This window comes from Sphingorhabdus sp. (assembly GCF_041737645.1).
Classification (GTDB): domain Bacteria; phylum Pseudomonadota; class Alphaproteobacteria; order Sphingomonadales; family Sphingomonadaceae; genus Sphingorhabdus_B.
In genome coordinates this window covers 1-20,959 of the sequence record NZ_JBGSRI010000066.1, presented here as the reverse complement: position 1 = coordinate 20,959, position 20,959 = coordinate 1, and the positions used below count along the sequence as shown (strand labels likewise).

At 56.0% G+C, this 20,959-nt stretch carries 17 protein-coding genes; 4 read left to right on the top strand and 13 right to left on the bottom strand.

Annotated features, from left to right (window positions below; genetic code table 11):
• Positions 1–5 precede the first annotated feature (5 nt).
• From alaS to dapA, 9 genes are all read right to left on the bottom strand, one after another.
• The gene (gene alaS, locus ACEW72_RS12950; protein WP_373476807.1) at positions 6–2,648 is read right to left on the bottom strand and encodes an alanine--tRNA ligase; all 2,643 of its coding nucleotides are present in this window, start codon (positions 2,646–2,648) and stop codon (positions 6–8) included.
• 88 nt (positions 2,649–2,736) lie between these two features.
• Positions 2,737–3,363, bottom strand: a complete 627-nt coding sequence (locus tag ACEW72_RS12945; protein WP_373476806.1) for a glutathione S-transferase family protein — start codon at positions 3,361–3,363, stop codon at positions 2,737–2,739.
• Positions 3,363–4,193, bottom strand: a complete 831-nt coding sequence (gene speB / locus ACEW72_RS12940; protein ID WP_373476805.1) for an agmatinase — start codon at positions 4,191–4,193, stop codon at positions 3,363–3,365. Before speB ends, ACEW72_RS12945 begins: the two co-directional genes overlap by 1 nt.
• A 207-nt stretch (positions 4,194–4,400) precedes the next feature.
• Positions 4,401–5,486 carry a recombinase RecA gene (gene recA, locus ACEW72_RS12935; protein ID WP_373476804.1) on the bottom strand — a complete coding sequence of 362 codons (1,086 nt, stop codon included), beginning with the start codon at positions 5,484–5,486 and terminating at the stop codon, positions 4,401–4,403.
• 188 nt (positions 5,487–5,674) lie between these two features.
• Positions 5,675–8,080: a response regulator gene (locus tag ACEW72_RS12930; RefSeq protein ID WP_373476803.1), complete on the bottom strand. Its 2,406-nt coding sequence runs from the start codon at positions 8,078–8,080 to the stop codon at positions 5,675–5,677.
• 9 nt (positions 8,081–8,089) lie between these two features.
• Positions 8,090–10,135: a M13 family metallopeptidase gene (locus tag ACEW72_RS12925; protein ID WP_373476802.1), complete on the bottom strand. Its 2,046-nt coding sequence runs from the start codon at positions 10,133–10,135 to the stop codon at positions 8,090–8,092.
• Positions 10,136–10,196: 61 nt separating this feature from the next.
• The gene (locus ACEW72_RS12920; RefSeq protein WP_373476801.1) at positions 10,197–10,763 is read right to left on the bottom strand and encodes a DUF2062 domain-containing protein; all 567 of its coding nucleotides are present in this window, start codon (positions 10,761–10,763) and stop codon (positions 10,197–10,199) included.
• On the bottom strand, positions 10,760–11,242 hold the full coding sequence (gene smpB / locus ACEW72_RS12915) for an SsrA-binding protein SmpB (protein ID WP_373476800.1): 483 nt from the start codon (positions 11,240–11,242) through the stop codon (positions 10,760–10,762). Before smpB ends, ACEW72_RS12920 begins: the two co-directional genes overlap by 4 nt.
• The gene (gene dapA, locus ACEW72_RS12910; RefSeq protein WP_373476799.1) at positions 11,242–12,117 is read right to left on the bottom strand and encodes a 4-hydroxy-tetrahydrodipicolinate synthase; all 876 of its coding nucleotides are present in this window, start codon (positions 12,115–12,117) and stop codon (positions 11,242–11,244) included. The genes smpB and dapA overlap by 1 nt, the downstream gene beginning before the upstream one ends.
• A gap of 88 nt (positions 12,118–12,205) precedes the next feature.
• Between dapA and ACEW72_RS12905 the strand changes: the two genes are divergently transcribed.
• Both ACEW72_RS12905 and ACEW72_RS12900 read left to right on the top strand, forming a co-directional pair.
• A complete protein-coding gene (locus tag ACEW72_RS12905; protein WP_373476798.1) occupies positions 12,206–14,239 on the top strand; it encodes a transglycosylase SLT domain-containing protein in 2,034 nt (677 codons plus the stop codon).
• A gap of 14 nt (positions 14,240–14,253) precedes the next feature.
• Positions 14,254–14,742: a GreA/GreB family elongation factor gene (locus ACEW72_RS12900; RefSeq protein ID WP_373476797.1), complete on the top strand. Its 489-nt coding sequence runs from the start codon at positions 14,254–14,256 to the stop codon at positions 14,740–14,742.
• 217 nt (positions 14,743–14,959) lie between these two features.
• Here the strand turns inward: ACEW72_RS12900 and ACEW72_RS12895 are convergent, their stop codons facing one another.
• Together ACEW72_RS12895 and aspS are read right to left on the bottom strand one after the other, a co-directional pair.
• Positions 14,960–15,742: a polyphosphate kinase 2 family protein gene (locus ACEW72_RS12895; protein ID WP_373476796.1), complete on the bottom strand. Its 783-nt coding sequence runs from the start codon at positions 15,740–15,742 to the stop codon at positions 14,960–14,962.
• A gap of 68 nt (positions 15,743–15,810) precedes the next feature.
• The gene (gene aspS / locus ACEW72_RS12890) at positions 15,811–17,595 is read right to left on the bottom strand and encodes an aspartate--tRNA ligase (RefSeq protein ID WP_373476795.1); all 1,785 of its coding nucleotides are present in this window, start codon (positions 17,593–17,595) and stop codon (positions 15,811–15,813) included.
• A gap of 95 nt (positions 17,596–17,690) precedes the next feature.
• Between aspS and rnd the strand changes: the two genes are divergently transcribed.
• Positions 17,691–18,875 (top strand): ribonuclease D, encoded by a 1,185-nt coding sequence (gene rnd, locus ACEW72_RS12885; RefSeq protein WP_373476794.1) that lies wholly within the window; start codon positions 17,691–17,693, stop codon positions 18,873–18,875.
• Positions 18,872–19,183, top strand: coding sequence for an I78 family peptidase inhibitor (locus ACEW72_RS12880; protein WP_373476793.1), 312 nt, complete (start codon positions 18,872–18,874; stop codon positions 19,181–19,183). Before rnd ends, ACEW72_RS12880 begins: the two co-directional genes overlap by 4 nt.
• On the opposite strand, the gene ACEW72_RS12875 is transcribed toward ACEW72_RS12880, so the two are convergent.
• Together ACEW72_RS12875 and ACEW72_RS12870 are read right to left on the bottom strand one after the other, a co-directional pair.
• Complete coding sequence (locus ACEW72_RS12875; protein ID WP_373476792.1) at positions 19,180–19,764, bottom strand: ATPase; 585 nt, start codon at positions 19,762–19,764, stop codon at positions 19,180–19,182. The genes ACEW72_RS12880 and ACEW72_RS12875 overlap by 4 nt on opposite strands.
• 12 nt (positions 19,765–19,776) lie before the next feature.
• Positions 19,777–20,856 (bottom strand): heavy-metal-associated domain-containing protein, encoded by a 1,080-nt coding sequence (locus ACEW72_RS12870; protein ID WP_373476791.1) that lies wholly within the window; start codon positions 20,854–20,856, stop codon positions 19,777–19,779.
• Positions 20,857–20,959 lie beyond the last annotated feature (103 nt).

The window sequence follows — 20,959 nt, the reverse complement described above, 5'->3', positions numbered from 1 at the left end:
GTTCTTTAGTCCGCCAGCGCGCTCTTAACCGCGTCTATGGCAGCCTGCGCCTGTTCGGCACCTGCCAAGCCGCCGCCCTGCGCCATATCAGGCCGACCGCCGCCGCCCTGCCCACCCATCGCCGCCGTTGCGGCACGGACTAGATCGGGTGCAGTGATTTTCCCGTGCAGTTCAGAAGAAACCGCAACGACGATGGTATTGCTCGTCTCGTTGGCCGCAACAATTGCGACAACGCCCGTGCCAATCACCTTCATCTGGTCATCGGCAAGACCGCGGAGCGCTTTGGGTTCAATGCAGTTTATGACCTGGCCCAAGAAAGCTATGCCATTGACATCTTCCGCCTCGGCTTTTGGACCCGACCCGCCCGAGAGCGCCAGTGCAGTCTTCGCATCCCCCAATTCCTTCTCGAGCCGCTTGCGTTCGACAAGCAGCGTTTCCACTCGAGCCGCGACCTCATCAGGTGCGCTTTTCAGCATTGCGGCGATATCTTTTAACTGCGCTTCTCGCCCCGACAGATATTGACGTGCCGCTTCACCTGTAAGCGCTTCGATACGGCGAATGCCACTGGCGACCGCCCCTTCGGAAATCACTGTGAATAAAGCGATATCGCCCAACGCATTGACATGGGTTCCACCGCACAGCTCGACGGAATAATTCACCCCTTCAGCGTCGCCCATACTCAGGACCCGCACTTCGTCGCCATATTTTTCGCCAAATAAAGCGAGCGCACCGGCAGCGACGGCATCGTCAGGAGTCATAAGCCGCGTGGAAACCGAACGATTGCCTCGGATTTGCGCGTTCACATCGGCTTCAATCTGCGCCATATCGTCGGCACTGACGGCCTGATTGTGCGAGAAGTCAAAACGCAAACGGTCCGCCGCAACGAGGCTGCCCTTTTGCGTTACGTGCCCGCCCAGACGGTTCCGAAGTGCGGCATGCAGCAGATGAGTGGCGCTATGATTGGCGCGCAATGCATCCCGACGGTTGGTATCGATCTTGAGCGTGACAACATCACCGACCTTTATCTCACCACTGTCGAGCGTCACCTGATGCGCATGCAACCGGCCAAGCGGTTTGGCGGTATCGGTGACCTTCCCACGCATATTGGCACCGGAAATCGTGCCCGCGTCACCCATCTGGCCACCACTTTCGCCGTAAAATGGAGTCTGGTTCGTGATAACCGTCACCGTGTCGTTAGCGACAGCGGACTGCACTTCGACACCGTCATTGACGAGCGCCATCACCTGGCTCTCACTCTCGCTCGCGGTATAGCCAGTGAACTCGGTCGATCCGACCCGTTCAGCAATATCAAACCAGACATCATCCGAAGCCTTCGCGCCAGAACCTTTCCAGGCAGCGCGCGCGCGTTCCTTTTGCGAAGTCATTGCCGCTTCGAAACCGGCAGCATCGATCCCGAAACCTTGCGCGCGCAACGCATCTTCGGTTAAATCATATGGGAATCCGAAGGTGTCATAGAGCTTAAATGCTGTTTCGCCAGCAAGGATATCCCCGGGCTGCATGCCCGAAGTCGCTTCATCCAGCAGCTTGAGACCCTTATCGAGGGTGCGCCGAAACTGTGTTTCCTCTTGGTTAAGGGTTGCCTCAATCAGTTGCTGCGCACGGATCAGTTCCGGGTAAGCGGCCCCCATTTCCGATACGAGATTAGCCACCAGACGATGCATCAGGGGTTCTTTTGCCCCCAGAATGTGCGCATGGCGCATCGCACGTCGCATGATCCGGCGAAGCACATATCCACGACCTTCGTTGGATGGCATCACGCCATCTGCCAAAAGGAAGCTTGTCGACCGGAGATGATCGGCAATCACCCGATGGCTGGCCATTTGTTCGCCTTCTGCCTTGGTCCCGGTCAATTCCTGCGACGCAGAGATGAGCGCCTTAAACGTATCCGTATCGTAATTATCGGGAACACCCTGAAGTACCGCAGCGATCCTCTCAAGTCCCATCCCGGTATCAATTGAAGGTTTTGGAAGTTCGGTCTGCGACCCATCATCATGCCGTTCAAACTGCATGAAAACCAGATTCCAGATTTCAACGAACCGGTCGCCATCTTCATCGGGGCTTCCCGGCGGTCCTCCAAAAATATGGTCGCCATGGTCGTAGAAAATTTCGCTACACGGACCGCATGGGCCAGTGTCCCCCATCGACCAGAAATTGTCATTGGTTGCGATCCGGATGATACGTTCCTCGGGAAGTCCCGCTATCTTGCGCCACAAGTCAAAAGCTTCATCGTCGGTATGATAAACGGTGGTGGTCAACCGATTGGGATCAAGCCCCCAAACTTTGGTCAACAATGTCCACGCGTGAAAAATCGCCTCTTCCTTGAAATAATCGCCGAAAGAGAAATTCCCGAGCATTTCGAAGAATGTATGATGACGTGCCGTATATCCTACATTGTCCAGATCATTATGCTTGCCGCCTGCCCGCACGCACTTCTGGCTCGAGGTCGCGCGCGGAATTGCCCGACTTTCAAGGCCGGTGAAAACGTTTTTGAACGGCACCATCCCTGCGTTGACGAACATCAACGTCGGGTCATTATAGGGTACGAGCGGCGCAGACTGCACCACATCATGGCTGGCATTGCCGAAATAGTCGAGAAAACCGCGGCGGATATCATTTGTTGAGGTCATAGCGTGTGCGACTTAGATGGATTTCCAGATAGATGGAACATGTAACGGACAAGAAATCGCCGTCAGTGATAAAAACCAGACAATATTATCAGGCATAGGCGTAGGGCCCTCCCTTTTCGAGTGCCTTTTGAAATGCGGGTCGGGCGTGAATGGCCGCAACAAAGGCAGTTAGCTTGGGCTTGTCGGCCGCCAGTCCCATTTTCACGGCCGCTTCCGCCGGGAAGCTTAGCATGATGTCAGCGCCAGTGAGCTTGTCGGCAACGAACCACCCTGACGGCAATAGTTGGTTTTCCATGAAGCGGAAATGGCATTCCAACTGCTCGTCAATACGGGGACGGAGCGGGGCTGCGGCTTCGCCCAGACGTCCTGTATAGAGATTGAGAAGAATAGGCAGCATCGCAGAGCCTTCTGCAAAGTGCAGATATTCGAGATAGCGGATATGATCCTTCGTTCCACGAGCGGGCACAAGATGTTCGCCGCCGTGCCGTTCACAGATATATTCAACGATAGCCGCCGATTCATAGACTATCTGTCCATTGTCTTCGATCACTGGCGACTTCCCAAGCGGATGGATGTCGAGCAACGCGGGTGGTGCAAGGTTGGTTACGGCATCACGCTGATGATGGTGAATTTCGTATGGCAATGCCAGCTCTTCGAGAAGCCAAAGTATCCGTTGCGAACGCGAATTGTTCAGATGGTGGACGATGAGTGTCATTATGAATTCCTTGAGTTATGCGTTTTGTTGACGTGGCTGAAGCTTGCGAGCTCTCTCACGAGCTTTGCGGCGAGGATTGCGGTGACGTCATTGACGTCGCGGTGGGGGTTGAGTTCGACGATGTCGACTCCGACGATCTGGGCTGTTTGCCGCCGCAAAACCGCCAGTACTTCGCGCAAGGTGAGACCGCCGGGTTCGGGGTGCGAGACGCCGGGTGCTTCGGACGGGTCGATACCGTCGAGGTCAATGCTGATATACAATGGCCCCTCCAGCGCTGGCACATCCGTGGGGGTGAAATCAGCAAGGGGAATAATCTCCACGCCAAAGCGGTCGGCCTGTTCGCGGCAGTGTCGGTTCAATGTCCGGATACCTACCTGGACAAGGCGACGGGCGTGCCCGGCCTCCATGATGCGGGCGAACGGCGAGGCATGGCTGCGCGGATTACCTTCGAAATCATCATAAAGGTCGGGATGGGCATCAAAATGCAATATGTTCAGTGGACCGTATTTGGCCGCTATGGCCGCAATCAGTGGAAAAGTGACCGCATGGTCACCGCCCAGCGCGAAAGGAACGCAGTTCTTTGCCATCGCATCGGCAACCGCCTGCGCAATCATGGCATCGTCGGCCGTGCAGTCGGCATTGGTCAGCGGCAGATCCCCTGCATCAAACAGCCCAATATCCTGTCCTATTTCCAACCCCGATTCGGTCGAAAGATTGCCGCGATCGCTCCACAATGCCTGACGAATGGCGGCCGGGCCGAGGGCTGAACCCCTTTCAAACGAGCTATTCTGGTCAGTGGGAAGACCGATAAGATGGATCGCAGGATGCATGTCGCCAGATGAGCCTTTGCCTTTGCGCCTGTCAAGGACAGTAAAGGGCCAAGTCTTTCCTCCAGTTGCTGTTTCCACAGTCACGGAATGAACGCACCCCCAACCCTTCGGCACAAATGAATGACCCGCCCCGGGGTGGACCAGGGCGGGTCTAAAGCAGCAGCCTCAGGCAAGGCCGCGCTTAATCCTCTAGGGGAGAGAGGAAACTTATTCGGCGCTATCGTCCTCTGCGTCCGATCCGGTCATCAATACCTCGGCCACTTCCTCGGTTTTGCCGCGGATCGCCGCTTCGAGTTTTGCGGCCACTTCCGGATTTTCGGCCAGATAGGTCTTGGAATTTTCACGCCCTTGCCCGATGCGGATCGAGTCATAGCTGAACCAGCTTCCCGATTTTTCAACAATACCCGCTTTCACGCCCAGATCGAGCAGTTCACCGGTCTTGGAAATGCCCTGCCCGTACATGATGTCGAATTCGACCTGCTTGAAGGGCGGCGCCACCTTGTTTTTCACCACCTTCACCCGTGTCGTGTTACCGACGATATCCTCGCCCTGTTTGATCTGGCCGATGCGGCGGATATCGAGACGGACCGACGCGTAGAATTTGAGCGCGTTACCGCCTGTCGTTGTTTCGGGCGAACCATACATCACGCCGATTTTCATGCGGATCTGGTTGATGAAGATTACCATACAGTTCGAACGGCTGATCGAACCGGTAATCTTGCGGAGCGCCTGGCTCATCAGGCGGGCTTGCAGACCGACATGGCTGTCGCCCATTTCCCCTTCAATTTCTGCGCGCGGAACCAGTGCCGCCACTGAATCGATGACCAAAATGTCAACGGCGTTGGACCGCACCAGCGTATCGGCAATTTCCAGCGCCTGTTCGCCTGTATCCGGCTGCGACACGATCAGATTGTCGATATCGACGCCCAATTTCTTGGCATAAGCCGGATCAAGCGCGTGCTCCGCGTCAATAAAGGCGGCAGTGCCCCCCGCCTTCTGCGCTTCCGCAATGGCATGGAGGGTCAATGTCGTCTTGCCCGAGCTTTCAGGGCCATAAATTTCAATGACCCGCCCCTTTGGCAGGCCGCCAATGCCCAAGGCAATATCAAGGCCCAACGAGCCTGTTGAAACCGCATCAATAGCAATCGCCTCGCGGCTGCCCAGCTTCATTGCCGAGCCTTTACCAAAAGCGCGATCAATCTGCGCCAACGCTGCTTCCAGCGCTTTATCACGATCTGAACTGTTCATATTCTTTGCCTGAGCTCCATCGATTACTTTAAGACTTGCTGCCATTTTTCCACTCCTTAGCGTCATGCCTGGGTCCGGAACATCACCGGAACAAAAAGACATGTACTGCAACTGTTCTAAAAGAACAAGAGCGGAACATAATTTTTATTATTGTTTTTTATGAGGTGTTTATGACATTTTCAAAAAAAGTCCAGCTTCTGGGGACGGTCCCGAACTCCTTCCACCACCGCTCCTCACTCCTTTGCCATTGCATCATGTACCGCTTCGGCAATTTGCTGCACTGAAAATGGCTTGGGCAGGAACGACACATTGTCGAGACTGATGGTTTCGCGCAATTGTTCCTCGGCATAGCCCGACATGAACAACAGCCGGATATCGCCAAATTGCCCGCGCAAATTACGGGCCATGGTAGGGCCATCCATGTTCGGCATGACCACATCGGACACCACCAGATCATAGCGTTTGCCATCCGCGAACAGCGCCAATGCCTCTTCCCCGTCGCTGGCGGTTTCAACGACATAGCCTTGCCGGACCAAAGCCCGTTCAGCGACAGCACGGACCATGTCTTCGTCCTCGACAATCAATATCCGGCCGCTGCCCCACAAATCCTTGGGCCGGTAAAATTCCTTTTTGCCAGGTTCGGCCACAGGTGCTTCGCCTACGTGCACCGGAAGATATATGTCAAGCCGCGTTCCCTGGCCCAGTTCGGATTCTGCAAAGATGAACCCGCCTGATTGTTTCACGATGCCATAAACGGTCGAAAGACCAAGGCCAGTGCCCTTGCCCACTTCCTTGGTCGTGAAGAACGGTTCGAATATCTTGCCCAGATTTTCTTTGGAAATGCCAGAACCGCTATCTTCCACCGACAGCAACGCATAATCGCCAATAGGCAGGATATCGCTACCCATCGTCCGCACATCTTCCTTTGAAACAGACTTGGTGCTGATATGAACCACGCCGCCTTTATCCATTGCATCACGGGCGTTGAGGCCCAGATTGACGATAACCTGTTCAAGCTGCCCCGGATCAGCGCGCACAGGTCCCAGTGAACGTCCGTGATGTACCTCCAGCCGGACCGTTTCCCCTAACAAGCGCTTCAACAGGCTGGATACATCGGCCACCACATCGGGCAATTGCAAAATCTGCGGACGCAGGGTCTGCTGCCGTGAAAAGGCAAGCAATTGACGCGTCAGGCTGGCCGCGCGGTTTGAGTTATTCTTGATCTGCTGGATATCGTCATAGTCGCCGTCGCCCGGCTGGTGCCGCATCAGCATCAGGTCGCAATAGCCGATAATCGCGGTCAGGATATTGTTGAAATCATGGGCTACGCCGCCGGCCAACTGACCGATGGATTCCATCTTTGTTTGTTGCGCGACCTGCCGTTTTAGCTTCGTTTCCTCGCTATTGTCCTTAAGCCCCAGCAGCACTGCGGCCTCACCCAAGCCACGCACACCGGCAATCGAAAGCGCGATAACCTCGTCAGGACGTTCTTTCAGGCGGACCGCGATATCGCCCGACGTCATCGAGCCGCTGCCATAGCGACGGATGCTGTCGAGCACGGCAGCGGTATCTTCGGCGATTACCAAATCGCCGGGATAAGGAGGGATCGCCTCGGGCGTCAGGTCAAGTACACGGGCAAAGGCATCATTGGCAAAAAGAAACCGGCCATTTCGGTCGACCAGTGCCAACCCCAATGGCAGGGTCGAAAGCAATTGTTCCACATGCGCCAACGCAAGTCCGCGTTCCAACTTCGCGCCTTCTTCATCGATGGCGAGCAACAAGGAAGAACCATCTGCCTGGTCTTCGGTCAAAGCAATGTTCAACAAGCGGATGGGCAAACCGCGCCGACCTTCGCGTTCGAAAAAGACGCTGCCATTTTCGTCCATACGCATATAATTGGTAAATTGCTTGCCAATGATGACATCATTATCGCTTCCCGTCGCGCGCAGGACAAAGGCGATATTGGCGGCGCGGATAAGGCCGTCGGCACCAATGGACACGGCCATCATCCCGTTTTGCGCCATCGCCCGGCCAATGCGGCCGCTCACCAATTCGATCGCTCTGCTTTCAATATCCAACCGCTCGATAGGGGCGAGCCGCCATAGAAGATATTCGTCAGCGGTGCCGGCACGCGCGACTTTAACGTTATATTGGCGCTCGCCCATCGACAGTAATTCTATCTGCGCGCTACCGTCACGCCAGGCCGCCCTGCCCGCAGCAACCAGATGTTCCCGGTTTGCATCGTCAACGCCCAGATCCGGCGGCGCTTTCAATCCGGGAAAGGCCTTGGTAAAATGGTCGTTCGCACACACCAGCCGCCCGGCCCGGTCGCTTATCGCTATAGCCGCCACACTTAACTGCGTGGCGGCGTGGGTGATCGACCAGTCGGGCGGCAACATCTGCGTCGATGCCTCGACTGGGCGGGTCCGCCGGACAAAATTCACGAACCCCCACGCCGCCACCATTGCCGCGGCGCAGCTTCCCAGCAAGACGAAGTTGTGTGTCGCAAACCACAAGATGGCGAGCGAAACCAACGTCGCACCCGCCAACCATATAATCGGCCGAAGCTGATCGTGCGAAGCATCCTCCGCATCCTGCCCTAGAATATGGAAAGTCGAAGGCGGGACTTGGGTTGTCAAATTGGTTCCTTACCAGATGCGGACGCGTTCCTCGGACTTGAGGTATAATTTGCCATCGGTTTTTGGCTGGAACGCATCGTACCATTTGTCAAGATTGCGTACCACCCATACCCGTTGCGTCGAGGGGCTGTGCGGGTCGGTTATCAACCGCTGACGCAAATTTGCCTCGCGATAATTACGCCGCCAAACCTGCGCCCAGCCGAGGAAAAAGCGCTGGTCGCCGGTCATACCATCGATGACGGGCGCCTCTTTGCCGTTCAGCGATGTGCGATAGGCATCATAGGCTATGGTCAATCCGGCCAGATCGCCGATATTTTCACCCAGCGTAAATTCGCCCTTCACCGACGCATCCGGGAAAATCTTATAGGCGTCATATTGCGCGATCAGTTGCTTTCCGGCGGCCTCAAACGCCTTGACGTCACTTTCGGTCCACCAGTCGGCAAGCTTGCCATTCTGGTCATATTTCGCGCCTTGATCGTCAAAATGGTGGCTGACCTCATGCCCGATAACCGCGCCGATACCGCCATAATTGATGGCAGGATCGGCCTTCGGGTCAAAGAAAGGCGGCTGCAAAATCGCAGCGGGGAATACGATTTCGTTCATGCCGAAATTGGCATAAGCATTCACCGTTTGCGGCAACATGCCCCATTCCCAACGGCGGATGGGGCCGCCAAGCTTGGAAATATTGTCGTCAAAGCCCCATTGGTTCGCCCGCATGTCATTGCCATACAGGTCGCCGCGCACGATTTTCAGCTTGGAATAATCTTTCCAGCGGTCGGGATATCCGATCTTGGTCGTGAAATTGACCAGCTTTGCCCGCGCCTTGGTCTTGGTCTCGGGCTGCATCCACGAAAGACCGTCAATCCGCCGCCCCATGGCCGCCAGCACATTTTTCACCAATATGTCCATCGACGCCTTGGTTTCGGGCGGGAAATATTTGGCGGCATAGGCCTTGCCCACTTCGTCCCCCAATGTGCCTTCAGTCAAGGCAACGCCCCGTTTCCAGCGTGGTTCGCGCTTGGGTGTTCCCTGCAAAGTTGTGCCATAAAAGGCAAAGACCGTGTCCGAAACCGAATCGGGCAGCACATTGGAATAGGTCGACAGGCTGTTGACGATCATCTGGTCTTTCAGGACTGCCAAATCGGTCTCGGCAAAGATTTTTGCGATACCGGTAATTGCGCTTGGCTGCCCGACAACGACTTCGGTTATGTTCGGACTGACACCGGTCAACACCGACGACAGCTTCAGGCCAGGGGTCATGCCGTCCAATTGCGCCAAAGTCATCTTGTTATAAGTTTTGGTCGCATCCGAACTATCTTCCCTAGTCCATTGGACTTCGGCAATTTTCTTTTCCATCGCAAAAATTGCATCGGCGCGGGCCTCAGGGTTTTTCTCTCCCGCTAAAGTCAGCATTTTGCCCAGATAATCTTTATAGGCCTTGCGTATAGACTCGAATTTGTCATTTTCGACCAGATACATATCGCGGTCGGGCAAGCCTGTGCCGCCTTGAAAAATCTGGAAAATATAGACTTCGGGGTTTTTGTCATCTTGCCCGACAAAGCCGCCGAACAATGCGCCAACGCCGTTGCGCGCCGCGGTCGGCAACATTTTTTCAAAGGCCGCCTTGTTCTTGATGCCACGCACCTGTTTCAGCCATGGCTGAATAGGCTTCAGCCCCTTTTTCTCGACGGTTGCGGTATCAAGATAGCTGGCATAGACATTGCCCGCCTTGCTGCCCTTCACGTCCTTTTCCGCATCCAGCACCAGTTTTACCCGATCTTTCGACAGATCGTCGAGCGCGGTGAACATACCATAATTGGACTTGTCGGCCGGAATTTCGGTCTTCGCCGCCCATTTGCCATTGGCAAAGAGGTAGAAATCGTCCCCCGGCGCAACCGATGTGTCCATTCCGCTATCGTCAAAACCAAAGTTGCCCAGTTGCGGGCCATCCTTGGCAGGTGCATCTGCGGCTGGCGCAGTTTGCGCCAAGGCTGGCGATGCCAGAACCAATGTGGATACAGAAGCGGCCAAAGCCACTTGTTTCAAGAATTTCATGCTCAACTCCCCTAGCTTAAGTGGGAGCGTTTCTATTACCGCTGCGAAAACGCGCGAGTGCTTATCTACTAGCAGCAATTGCTTTCGACCGGCGTCGCCATTTCGAGCTGATCCACCAACGCCAGAACCATGCGGCAAGAACATAGCCGATTGCAGCCGCGACGACCGAAATAATCGCCAGACCCGCCACGCCCTGAACCAAAGCCATTGGGGCCTCGGTCCAAATGAAATCGAGCCATTGTGACAAGGGCGCACCTGATTGGATCAATTCGTAAAAGCGGCCCGAACCGCCACTGAGCCGGAGGACAGACTCGCCGACATAAACAGATGCAATAAGGATGAACGGCGTGGTCGCGGGCATGCTTAAAAAGGTCATGGCCGCGCCGATGGGAATATTCGCGCGTGCCGGAAGTGCTAGCAATGCCACGCCTGCAATTTGTACACCGGGAATCAAAAGGAAAATACCCACGAGCAAGCCCAAGGCTACGCCACGCGGGACCGAGCGGCGGGTAAAGCGCCACAAGGCAGGGTGGAACACCCGCTTGGCAAAGGGACGCAGAAAACGGCTACGCTCAAAGCTGTCGCGGGTTGGGGCCTGCCTATGTATCCAAGCGCCTATTCTTCTCATCCCCGATCTCGCATGATACGTCCCTGCTCGCGCTTCCAGTCGCGTTCTTTTTCCGTTGCCCGTTTGTCGGGCGCCTTTTTGCCTTTGGCCAACGCCAGTTCAACCTTTGCCCGGCCCTTACCGTTAAAATAGATCGACAGTGGGACGAGCGTCATGCCCTGACGCATCACGGCACCATGCAGCTTGTATATTTCACGAAGATTAAGGAGCAATTTACGGGGGCGTTTTGGTTCATGATTATTGCGGTTGCCGTGGCTGAATTCGGGAATATTGGCGTTGATGAGCCAGATCTGGTCATCCTTGACCTCGGCATAGCTCTCCGCAATCGACCCTTCGCCAAAACGCAGCGATTTGACCTCGGTTCCGGTCAGCACGATGCCGGCCTCATATTTATCGTCGATATGATAATCATACCGTGCGCGCCGGTTTTCGGCGACGGTTTTGACCTTGTTAAACTCTTCGGTTTTGGGACGCGACATCAGATTAGCCCTGCATTCTCCAAAGCGGCGTCAACCTGTCTACGGCTCGCCTCGCTCGGCGGGGTCATGGGCAGGCGCAACTCGGTTGGGAATCCGTCGATAACCCGCGACATGGCATATTTTATCGGTCCGGGTGATGCATCGGAAAATAGCGCTAAATGAAGTGGGTAAAGCGTATCATTAAGATTACGTGCCAACTCGTAATCCCCCGATGCACAGGCCGCCTGAAACTCCGCACAGAGCTTCGGTGCGACATTGGCCGTTACCGAGATGCATCCCACGCCGCCACTGGCATTGAATGCAAGCGACAGTTCATCGACGCCTGACAATTGGCAGAAGTCGGGCGGACAAGCGAGACGGTGGTCGGTCACCCGCGACAGATCTCCGCTGGCATCCTTGATACCGATGACGGTCGGCAATTTGGCAAGCGCGGCAACGGTTCCCGGTTTGATATCCGTCACAGTGCGTGCGGGTACATTGTACAGCACGATCGGCAGGTCGTTCTTTTCGGTCATCCGGTGGAAGTGTTGGTAGATTCCATCCTGATTCGGCCGGTTATAATAAGGCGCAACCACAAGCCCTGCCGCCGCACCGCTCTTCTTGGAAAAATTAAGGTGCAATATGGCATTGGTGGTGTCATTCGAGCCGCATCCCGCAATAACCGGAACGCGTCCGCCAGCCTGCTCGATACACACCTCAATCACGCGATGATGCTCGGCATTGGACAGCGTCGATGCCTCTCCGGTGGTCCCCGCCGGCACCATTGCTCTCGATCCCTGCTCGATTTGCCAGTCAATCAACGCCCGAAAATGCTTCTCGCTAAACGCTCCGTCGCAAAAAGGAGTCACTAGGGCGGGTATTGATCCGGAAAACATGGCAAATAACTTTCATTTTGGACCATAGGGGTCAGCTATGGGGAATATAGTCGTTCGTTCAGCACCTGATAAGGATGGGGCACATAATATGTCCAGCATGGTAAAGCATCTCATTTCGGCATCTATGCTGATTCTTCCGGCCACAGCGATGGCTGCGGCGCAACAACAACCAGAAATCCAGTGGCAACGCGGCACCGGCGAACCTGCCCAGCCCAGCGCCACCGGCACTCCGCCGATGGCCCCTGCCATCGTCCAATATGATCCCAGCGAAGGCAAAATTCCCGCCGCGCTGCAGCGATGGAAAATGTTGAGCGCTTCGACGGGCTATAGCTTCGGCGAGTATGCATCCTTCTTAATGAACTATCCCGATTGGCCCAATTCCGAAGAGATGCGGAAAAATGCGGAACAGGCTATCAATCCGCTGACCTATTCCCCCAACCAAGCCGTTGCCTATTTTGACCGATTGCCGCCAATGACCAACACCGGTCGTGCAAAATACGCGATGGCGCTTGATGCCACGGGCGACAGGGCACGCGCAGCCAACATGGCGCGCGAAGCATGGCGCAGCGGCCTTTTGAGCGATGACGACGAAACACGCCTGTTCCGGATTGCGGGCACCGCGCTGACCTCGGCGGATCATGATGCAAGGGTTGACCGCTTGCTATGGTCAAGCGCCACGCGCGCCGCGCAAAGGTGGATTGACTACACGTCACCGCAACGCCGTCCTGCCTTTATCGCAGCACTTGCAACCCGCATGAACAGCCCAGACGCGGCCTTGAAAGTGCAGGAAGCTGGCAACGGCGCGAATGGAGAGGCAAGCTTGCTCGCCGCCAGGGCAGACGCCTTGCGTCTATCCGGCAACAGTTTTGCCGCGCGTGAATTGCTGGCCAACCGGTCACGGCTGGTCGCGCCGGTGCCGGTTTTGAAAGACTGGTACAAGCTGCTTTTGACCCACGCCCAAGCCGCAGCGAACGATGGCCAATATGATGTGGCATACCGAATCGCCTCACGCGTTGACGATGCCCCACCCGCGGGCTTGGTGATGGTCGATCAGGATTTGACGACACGCGATCATTATACCAGCCTGACGTGGATGGCAGGCAGCCTTGCCCTTGAAAGGCTGGGCCGTCCGGGCGATGCCGCCGCGATGTTTGCCCTTTATGCCACCGCCGCCAAATCACCCCAAACGCGATCAAAGGGATTGCATTGGGCTGGAAAGGCCGCCGCCAGAAATGGCGAACCTGCCCGAGCGACAAGTTATTATGAACAAGCCTCCGTATATTATGACAGTTTTTTCGGACAACTGTCACTTGAGCAACTCAGGCGTCCTTTGCCGCCTGTCCCGCAAGTGGCGGTCACGCCTGCGCCATTGACCGATGCAAGCACACCGGCAGTTTTTCTGGCCGCTGCGCTGGCATCGAAATATGGCAGCTGGAAAGACCAAAGCAATTTCCTGCGGGCCATTTCCAAAAATGCCAAAACACCGCAGGATTTTGTCGCCGCAATCAACTTGTCGAAGAAAATCAACCGCCCCGATCTGGCGGTTATGGCGGGGCGAAGCGCGCGCTATTTCGGTTATGCCGATCTGCTTGGCAATGGATATCCCACTGTTGAGGTCCCTGCATCGCAAAATCATAACTGGACGCTGGCGCACGCTATCATGCGGCAAGAAAGCCAGTTTGACAAAGCCGCCGTCAGCCACGCTGGCGCACGCGGGTTGATGCAATTGATGCCCGGCACGGCCCGCGAAACCTCTGGCAAAATCGCGATGGCCTATCGCCCCGATGCCCTGACCGTTGATACCGATTACAATATCTCGCTCGGCTCTACCTATATCCAGCGGATGCTCGATTATTATGGCGGCAGCTATCCCTTGGCGATTGCTGCCTATAATGGCGGCCCGGGCAATGTGAACAAATGGCTGAAAGCCAATGGCGACCCACGGACTGGCCAGATTGGTATCATGGAGTGGATCGAGAAAATCCCGCTCAGCGAAACCCGGGATTATGTTTACCGTGTCCTCGAAAATGCCGTGATGTATGACCATCTGCATCCTGAAAAAGCGCGGGTGCGTTCGGCAACGCCACTGAGCACCTATCTGGGCAAGTCGACGCCGGGGTGACCTGTCACCGCCCGATGGAACGCACTAACCCGATAACACCCGCCGGATTCACCGCCCTGCGCGAACGCTATGAACAGCTTTTTGCGGTCGAGCGTCCGGCGGTGGTCGAAATTGTCCATTGGGCAGCCGGCAATGGCGACCGCAGCGAAAATGGCGATTATATCTATGGCCGCCAAAAGCTGCGCGCCATCGACCGCGAACTGGGGCAGCTTTCAAAGAAGATGAAGGTTGCCAAAATTCTCGATCCGTCCCGTCAGGAAGACCGCAGCCGGGTGTTTTTCGGGGCGTCCGTCACCATCGCCGATGCCGATGATGTACATCGCACGATTACTCTGGTCGGCGATGACGAGGCGGAGGCTGGGGCAGGCCGGATCGGATGGAACTCCCCCCTCGCCCGGGCGTTGCGCGGGTCAGCGGTCGGCGATGTCAAGACTGTAACGCTTCCAACCGGGCCGAAAGAATGGGAAGTTGTCGGGATTTTATATCCTGAAAGGGCGGAATAAGGGGTCGGGCGCGACCTCCCCCTCTCCACTTCGTCTAATGGCTAAAGCCATAAGACTACGTACCTCTCCCCTGAGCCGAAGGCGGCCAGAGGCCAACGGGAGAGGAAAACAGCGGATGCCCTCTCCCCTTCAGGGGAGAGGATACGAAGCCTTGGCCGCTAGGCCTAGGCGGAGTTGGAGAGGGGAGCGACGGTAAGGTCCACAACCCGCCTCCCGCTCAATCCGCCTTATATCCCAGCGTAGCCTTGGCCAAAGCCAGTATCCCTGCATCCACTTCAGGAAATTCCTGCGGAACGCTGGCTTCGAGTTCCTGCACCACATGACTCAACACCGCCATGCGCGCCGCTTTCTGGTTATTGCCGTCAATGACGGTCCAGGGTGCCCAATGGGTGTCGGTGCGTTTGAACATATCTTTCATCGCGTCGAGATAGGCGTCGCGCTTGGCCCGATTGCGAAAATCTTCCGCCGTCACTTTCCAGCGTTTCGAAGGATCGTTCAACCGTTCAGTTAATACCCGATCTTGGGTTTCTTGCGTAACATGCAGGAAGATTTTGATAATCTTTGTACCTATTTCACCCTGCCGCGATTCAAATTCATTTATTTCATCATAGCCGCGACGCCATTCGGCTTCGCTGCAGAAACCTTCAACGCGTTCGACCAGCACGCGGCCATAATGGCTGCGGTCCCAGATGTTGATTTCGCGTTTACCCGGCAATTTGCTCCAAAAGCGCCAGAGGAAGTGCTTGTCCTTTTCCTCGACCGTCGGCGCGGATACTGAATAGACCTGATAATAACGCGGGTCGAGCGACGCAGTCAGGCGCTTTATCGCACCGCCCTTGCCCGAAGCATCCCATCCTTCGACGACAATCAGGGTGCGCGCGTTGTGCAGAATATGCAGGGATTGTTGCACCGCCAGCCGGTCCTGAAGTGATTTCAGGCCTTCGTCATAGTCCCCGTCATATTTCGTGCCGGACTCAAAATCGGAAAGGTCGATTGCCATCGGCGCGGTTCAGCACCTTACGCCTGCCTAAACAAGGGCGTCAAAAAGCGCGTCCGATTTCGGGACAATCAGGCTTTAGAAGGTTGCTCCACCACGCGGATGTGCAATTCGCGTAATTGCTTTGCCATGGCGGGCGACGGCGCGCCCATCAACAGGTCTTCGGCGCGCTGGTTCATGGGGAAAAGCGTGATTTCGCGCAGATTCTGGACGCCGCACAGCAACATCACCATCCGGTCGACCCCTGCCGCCATGCCGCCATGTGGTGGTGCGCCATATTGGAAGGCTCGGTACATGCCGCCAAAACGTTCCTCAACATCAGCTTGTGTCAATCCGGTCAGTTCGAACGCCTTGACCATCAGGTCGGGATGCTGGTTCCGGATCGAGCCCGAGGCGAGCTCATATCCGTTGCAGACCATGTCATACTGATAGGCCTTGATCGTAAGCGGATCCTGCGTTTCCAATGCTTCGAGGCCACCTTGCGGCATCGAGAATGGATTGTGAGCAAAATCGACTTTTTTGTCTTCCTCGCTCCATTCGTAGAACGGGAAATCAATAATCCAGCAGAAACGGAACGCGTCCGTCTCGATCAGGTCAAGCTGTTCACCGGTGCGGGTGCGTGCGGCGCCCGCCAGTTTTGCTGCTTGATCTTCCTTGCCAGCGGCAAAGAAACAGCCGTCATCGGGGCCAAGGCCGATGGCCTCGTAAAGCGCCTTCATGCCTTCTTCGCCATGGTTCTTGGCAATGGGTCCGCCGAATTCGCCGCCTTTGCGCGTCACATAACCAAGGCCTGCATGGCCTTCGCTGCGTGCCCACTCGTTCATGTCATCAAAGAATTTGCGGCTTTTCTCCGCTGTGTTCGGCGCCGGGATAGCGCGCACAACGCCGCCACCTTCGACAATGCGTTCAAACAGGCCAAAGCCGCTTGTACGGAAATGATCGGTAACATCGTGGATGATGATCGGGTTACGCAAATCCGGCTTGTCGGTGCCATAATCGAGCATCGCCTTGGAGTAAGGAATGCGCGGGAATTCGCCTGCAGGTGTGACCTTTTTGCCGTCGGCGAAGCTTTCAAAAACACCGGCCATGACCGGTTCCATCGTTTCCCAGACTTCCTCTTGCGTCACGAAGCTCATTTCGAGGTCGAGCTGGTAAAATTCGCCGGGCAAGCGGTCGGCGCGGGGATCTTCGTCGCGAAAGCAGGGCGCGATCTGGAAATAGCGGTCAAAGCCAGCAACCATCAGCAATTGCTTATATTGCTGCGGCGCTTGCGGCAGCGCGAAGAATTTGCCGGGGTGAATGCGGCTCGGTACGAGGAAGTCACGCGCGCCTTCGGGGCTGGATGCGGTCAGGATCGGCGTCGAATATTCAGTAAAGCCGATATCTTCCATCCGGCGGCGGGTTTCGCGGATAATCTGTGTACGCTTGACGATATTGGCGTGCAACGTTTCACGGCGAAGATCGAGGAAGCGGTATTTCAGGCGCGTCTCTTCGGGATATTCCTGCTCGCCGGCGACCGGGAGCGGCAATTCTTCCGACTTGCTCAATATCGTAACGCTGCGCGCAAAAACTTCGATCTCGCCGGTGGGCAGGTTCGGGTTCACTGTCGAGTCGCTGCGTGCTTTCACGACGCCATCTATCGTGACAACGCTTTCAAGGCGGAGCCCTTCAAGAACAGGCAAAGCCGGACTATCACTGTCCGCCACGATCTGCGTCATGCCATAATGGTCGCGCAAATCGACGAACAACACCCCGCCATGGTCCCGCTTGCGGTGAACCCAGCCCGACAGGCGGACGGTGTCACCGACATTCGAGGCGCGAAGTTCAGCGCATTTGTGCGTGCGATAGGCGTGCATTGTTCAACCAATTCAAAAAAGCTGTGGAAAGCGCGCCTAACAACCTTGCAGCAACACTTTGTCAAGTCGGGAATGCCTGTTATGGCCAAAGCCACATGCAGATTCATCCACTCATCACCGACAGCAAACGCCTTGCCGAATTGTGCGCGCGCCTTGCCCAATCCCCTTTTGTCGCGGTCGATACCGAATTTATGCGGGAAAACACTTATTATCCCGACCTTTGCCTGATCCAGCTGGCTGACGCCAACGAAGCAGCGGCCGTCGATCCAAAGGCAGACGGGCTGGACATGACACCGATGCTCGAATTGCTGTGCGATAATGAGGATGTGCTCAAAGTTTTCCATGCCGGTGGGCAGGATATTGAAATCTTTTTCAACCTAACGGGCAAGACACCGCACCCCATGTTCGACACGCAAATCGCGGCCATGGCGTTGGGGCAAGGCGAACAGATCGGATATTCCAATCTGGTGGACCTGTGGATGGGCATACAGCTCGACAAAGGTGCCCGCTTTACCGATTGGTCGCGCCGCCCGCTGGACAAACGCCAAATTGACTACGCCATTGCCGATGTTACGCATTTGTCGGTGATTTTCCCGATGATGCTTGAAAAGCTGAAATTAACCGGACGCGGCATGTGGTTGAATGACGAAATGGAGCGGATTTCGGACGCGGCCAATTATCGCAATGACCCCGAAAATGCGTGGAGCAGGATCAAGGTACAATCCCGCAAACCAGAGGTTTTAGGCCGGTTGCAGGCGATGGCCGCATGGCGCGAGAAAGAAGCGCAGCGCAAGAATATTCCGCGTGGTCGGATCATGAAGGACGAAACCCTCGCCGATATCGCCGCACACCCGCCCAAATCGCAAGCGGATCTGCCCAAGGTGCGTGGGCTGTCGCCTGCGTGGCGCGATAATGAGATCGGCGCGCGCCTGATTGGCGTGATCGAATCCAGCCAGCCAATGGCACGCGACGCCTTACCGGATCGGATCCGAAGTGCACCGGGCGGGGGCAAGGACGGGTCATTGGTGGCGGACCTTTTGAAGCTTTTACTGAAAATCCGGTCACGGGAAATCAACGTTGCACCGCGCCTGATTGTCCGCACCGAGGAACTGGAACGGCTGGCGGCTGGTGAACGCGATGGCCTGGAAATGCTAACGGGTTGGCGATTTGAACAATTCGGACGCGATGCGCTGGATTTGGTCGAAGGGCGTTTGGCCTTTGCAGTGGTCAATGGTAAGTTGAAAATGACACGGACCCTTGATGAGGATTTGCTAGCATGAAGAGCCTACTACCCTTCGTTATTCTGGCTTTGTGTGGATGTGCTAACACTGGTCGTGAAGCGCCTTCCACAACCGAAATTGTCCCCGCTGAAAAGGCCGGTGACTTTGCCTGCGCCGCCGAATCGGTCCAATATGCCATCGGACAAAAAACCAGCGCGGAATTGGGCAGCAAAATGGTCGCGCAAAGCGGATCTGCAACGCTGCGCTGGTTACCGCCGGGCTCCATGGCAACAATGGATTATCGCCCGGACCGGCTGAACGTGCATTATGATGACGACATGATCATCACCCGCGTCAATTGCGGCTAAACGTCCAAAACCTTTTTCACCAGCGCCAGATTGACCGGCGCGTTATTTGCCAAGGCCATCGTGTTGGCCGCACGGGCGAAGCCTTCTATTGCGGCATAGCTGCGTTCGATGCGGCGTTTGACATAGCTGATTGCATCGATGCTGATAACCGCACCGCGATCCGCCAGTTGCTTTTGTAGCAATTGCTCAATCATCTCGTCATCGGGGGCGGCGATTTCCAGCAATAATGCGGCTCCCACCCGTGACTTCAGGTCGGGCAGTTCAATATTCCAATCCGCCGGACGCCAGCGCGATATCAATAGCAACGGCACCGAAGTTTCTTGTGACCGGTTCCACGCATTGAACAGTGTTTCGTCAACGCTTGTCTCGGCATCGTCGATAACAGTCCCGCCCTGCCCCGAAAAATAGCGCGCCATCAAGCTTTTCCCGGACCGCGCCGGGCCTGTCAGGATAGCGCAGCCTTTGGGCCAGTTCGTACTGCTGCTTATTCCTGCAAAAGCGGTGGCGTTGGATGGCGTAATAATCAAACTGGACGACGTGCCGCCGCGCAATTCATCCAAAGGCAAAGCTATTTGGCGCATATCGCTGTCGGCTCAGGGCCGTTGCTGCGTCGGCGTCGTCGGAGCAGGCGGTGTTTCGGGAACGATAGATCGCACAACTTCGTCCAGTGACTGGACAATCGGTGCCTCGATATTCGGATCAATTTCACCGGACAGCACGGCTTCCTCTTCGGTTTCCAGCTCTTCTTCCTCGACAACCTCTTTTTCAAGAACGAGCGAAGCATCAGCGCGCAGACGGCCATCGGTAAGCGCTGTTTGGAAAAGCTGGTCCATCCGCACCACGGCCTGGTCCATCATAGCCGGAATGCCAGCGCTGCTTCCGGTGCGTAATGTAAATGACCCGAGAAATTTGTTATCCGGCCCATAGCGCGCCGAAAATTTTCCGATCACTGGACCTCCGGGCCATTGCCGTTCGATCCTTGCGATGGGTATGATGACATCGGCCGCCCCAAATTGATCCAAAATCGTCCGCCACCAGATGCGGCTGCGCCGATCCATCTGTCCGGCGTTGAGCAAGAGCGATTCGCCGCCAGCCCCGCTTGGCCGGACATAATCCACGCGGCTGTCGGCAGTGCGAAACTTTGCCCAGCTTCTTTGCCACGATGTGCGTTGTTCAAACACTGTCGGCGCGCCTGCCGAATAGGTAACGGGCAACAGCAAGAGCGGCGCGGACCGCTGGGTGATACCGCTGAAACCGAGCAACTGCCCTGCCCGTGCGCGGTCAAATAGCACGCTGAGTTTTGCGATATAGCGACGTGGGCCTGTTTGTTCACTTTCCACCACAATGGCCGCAACGATGCCGTCGAGGGTCGAATCCGAAAGCGTTGATCCCGCACCCCCGTGGGACTTGCGCCAAAGCGCCGACCAAGCCAGCCGCTGCGCCTCTTCCCAGCCTTTTTGCCGGGCTTCAAAAGCATTTTTTCCGGTGACATTGACCGAAACGCCGGTGACTTCAAAATCACCGGTGCTGGCGATTGGGGCGATTCCGCGCTTTGGCCCTTCAATCTGGGCAACAAGTATGCCGCCGCCGATCAGCGCCAAAGGCAAACCGATCGCCGTAATTTGTAACCATTTTCCGCCCATTTTTAACATCACCCTGCCTTTAGGCGACATAGACGTGGAATTCCAACCCTGTTCTCGCTAACGGCGACAAATGGACGCAAAAGATCAGCAATCCGAATCCTACACCTATGCCAAGGCGGGTGTATCCATCGAA

Excerpts from the sequence above, each read along its gene's own strand:
- recA (WP_373476804.1), bottom strand. The coding sequence starts at position 5,486 with ATGGCAGCAAGTCTTAAAGTAATCGATGGAGCTCAGGCAAAGAATATG.
- ACEW72_RS12900 (WP_373476797.1), top strand. The coding sequence starts at position 14,254 with ATGGAACGCACTAACCCGATAACACCCGCCGGATTCACCGCCCTGCGC.
- ACEW72_RS12905 (WP_373476798.1), top strand. The coding sequence starts at position 12,206 with ATGTCCAGCATGGTAAAGCATCTCATTTCGGCATCTATGCTGATTCTT.
- ACEW72_RS12870 (WP_373476791.1), bottom strand. The coding sequence starts at position 20,856 with ATGTCGCCTAAAGGCAGGGTGATGTTAAAAATGGGCGGAAAATGGTTA.
- ACEW72_RS12875 (WP_373476792.1), bottom strand. The coding sequence starts at position 19,764 with ATGCGCCAAATAGCTTTGCCTTTGGATGAATTGCGCGGCGGCACGTCG.
- smpB (WP_373476800.1), bottom strand. The coding sequence starts at position 11,242 with ATGTCGCGTCCCAAAACCGAAGAGTTTAACAAGGTCAAAACCGTCGCC.
- ACEW72_RS12925 (WP_373476802.1), bottom strand. The coding sequence starts at position 10,135 with ATGAAATTCTTGAAACAAGTGGCTTTGGCCGCTTCTGTATCCACATTG.
- rnd (WP_373476794.1), top strand. The coding sequence starts at position 17,691 with ATGCAGATTCATCCACTCATCACCGACAGCAAACGCCTTGCCGAATTG.
- aspS (WP_373476795.1), bottom strand. The coding sequence starts at position 17,595 with ATGCACGCCTATCGCACGCACAAATGCGCTGAACTTCGCGCCTCGAAT.
- ACEW72_RS12880 (WP_373476793.1), top strand. The coding sequence starts at position 18,872 with ATGAAGAGCCTACTACCCTTCGTTATTCTGGCTTTGTGTGGATGTGCT.
- ACEW72_RS12895 (WP_373476796.1), bottom strand. The coding sequence starts at position 15,742 with ATGGCAATCGACCTTTCCGATTTTGAGTCCGGCACGAAATATGACGGG.
- dapA (WP_373476799.1), bottom strand. The coding sequence starts at position 12,117 with ATGTTTTCCGGATCAATACCCGCCCTAGTGACTCCTTTTTGCGACGGA.
- speB (WP_373476805.1), bottom strand. The coding sequence starts at position 4,193 with ATGCATCCTGCGATCCATCTTATCGGTCTTCCCACTGACCAGAATAGC.
- ACEW72_RS12920 (WP_373476801.1), bottom strand. The coding sequence starts at position 10,763 with ATGAGAAGAATAGGCGCTTGGATACATAGGCAGGCCCCAACCCGCGAC.
- ACEW72_RS12945 (WP_373476806.1), bottom strand. The coding sequence starts at position 3,363 with ATGACACTCATCGTCCACCATCTGAACAATTCGCGTTCGCAACGGATA.
- alaS (WP_373476807.1), bottom strand. The coding sequence starts at position 2,648 with ATGACCTCAACAAATGATATCCGCCGCGGTTTTCTCGACTATTTCGGC.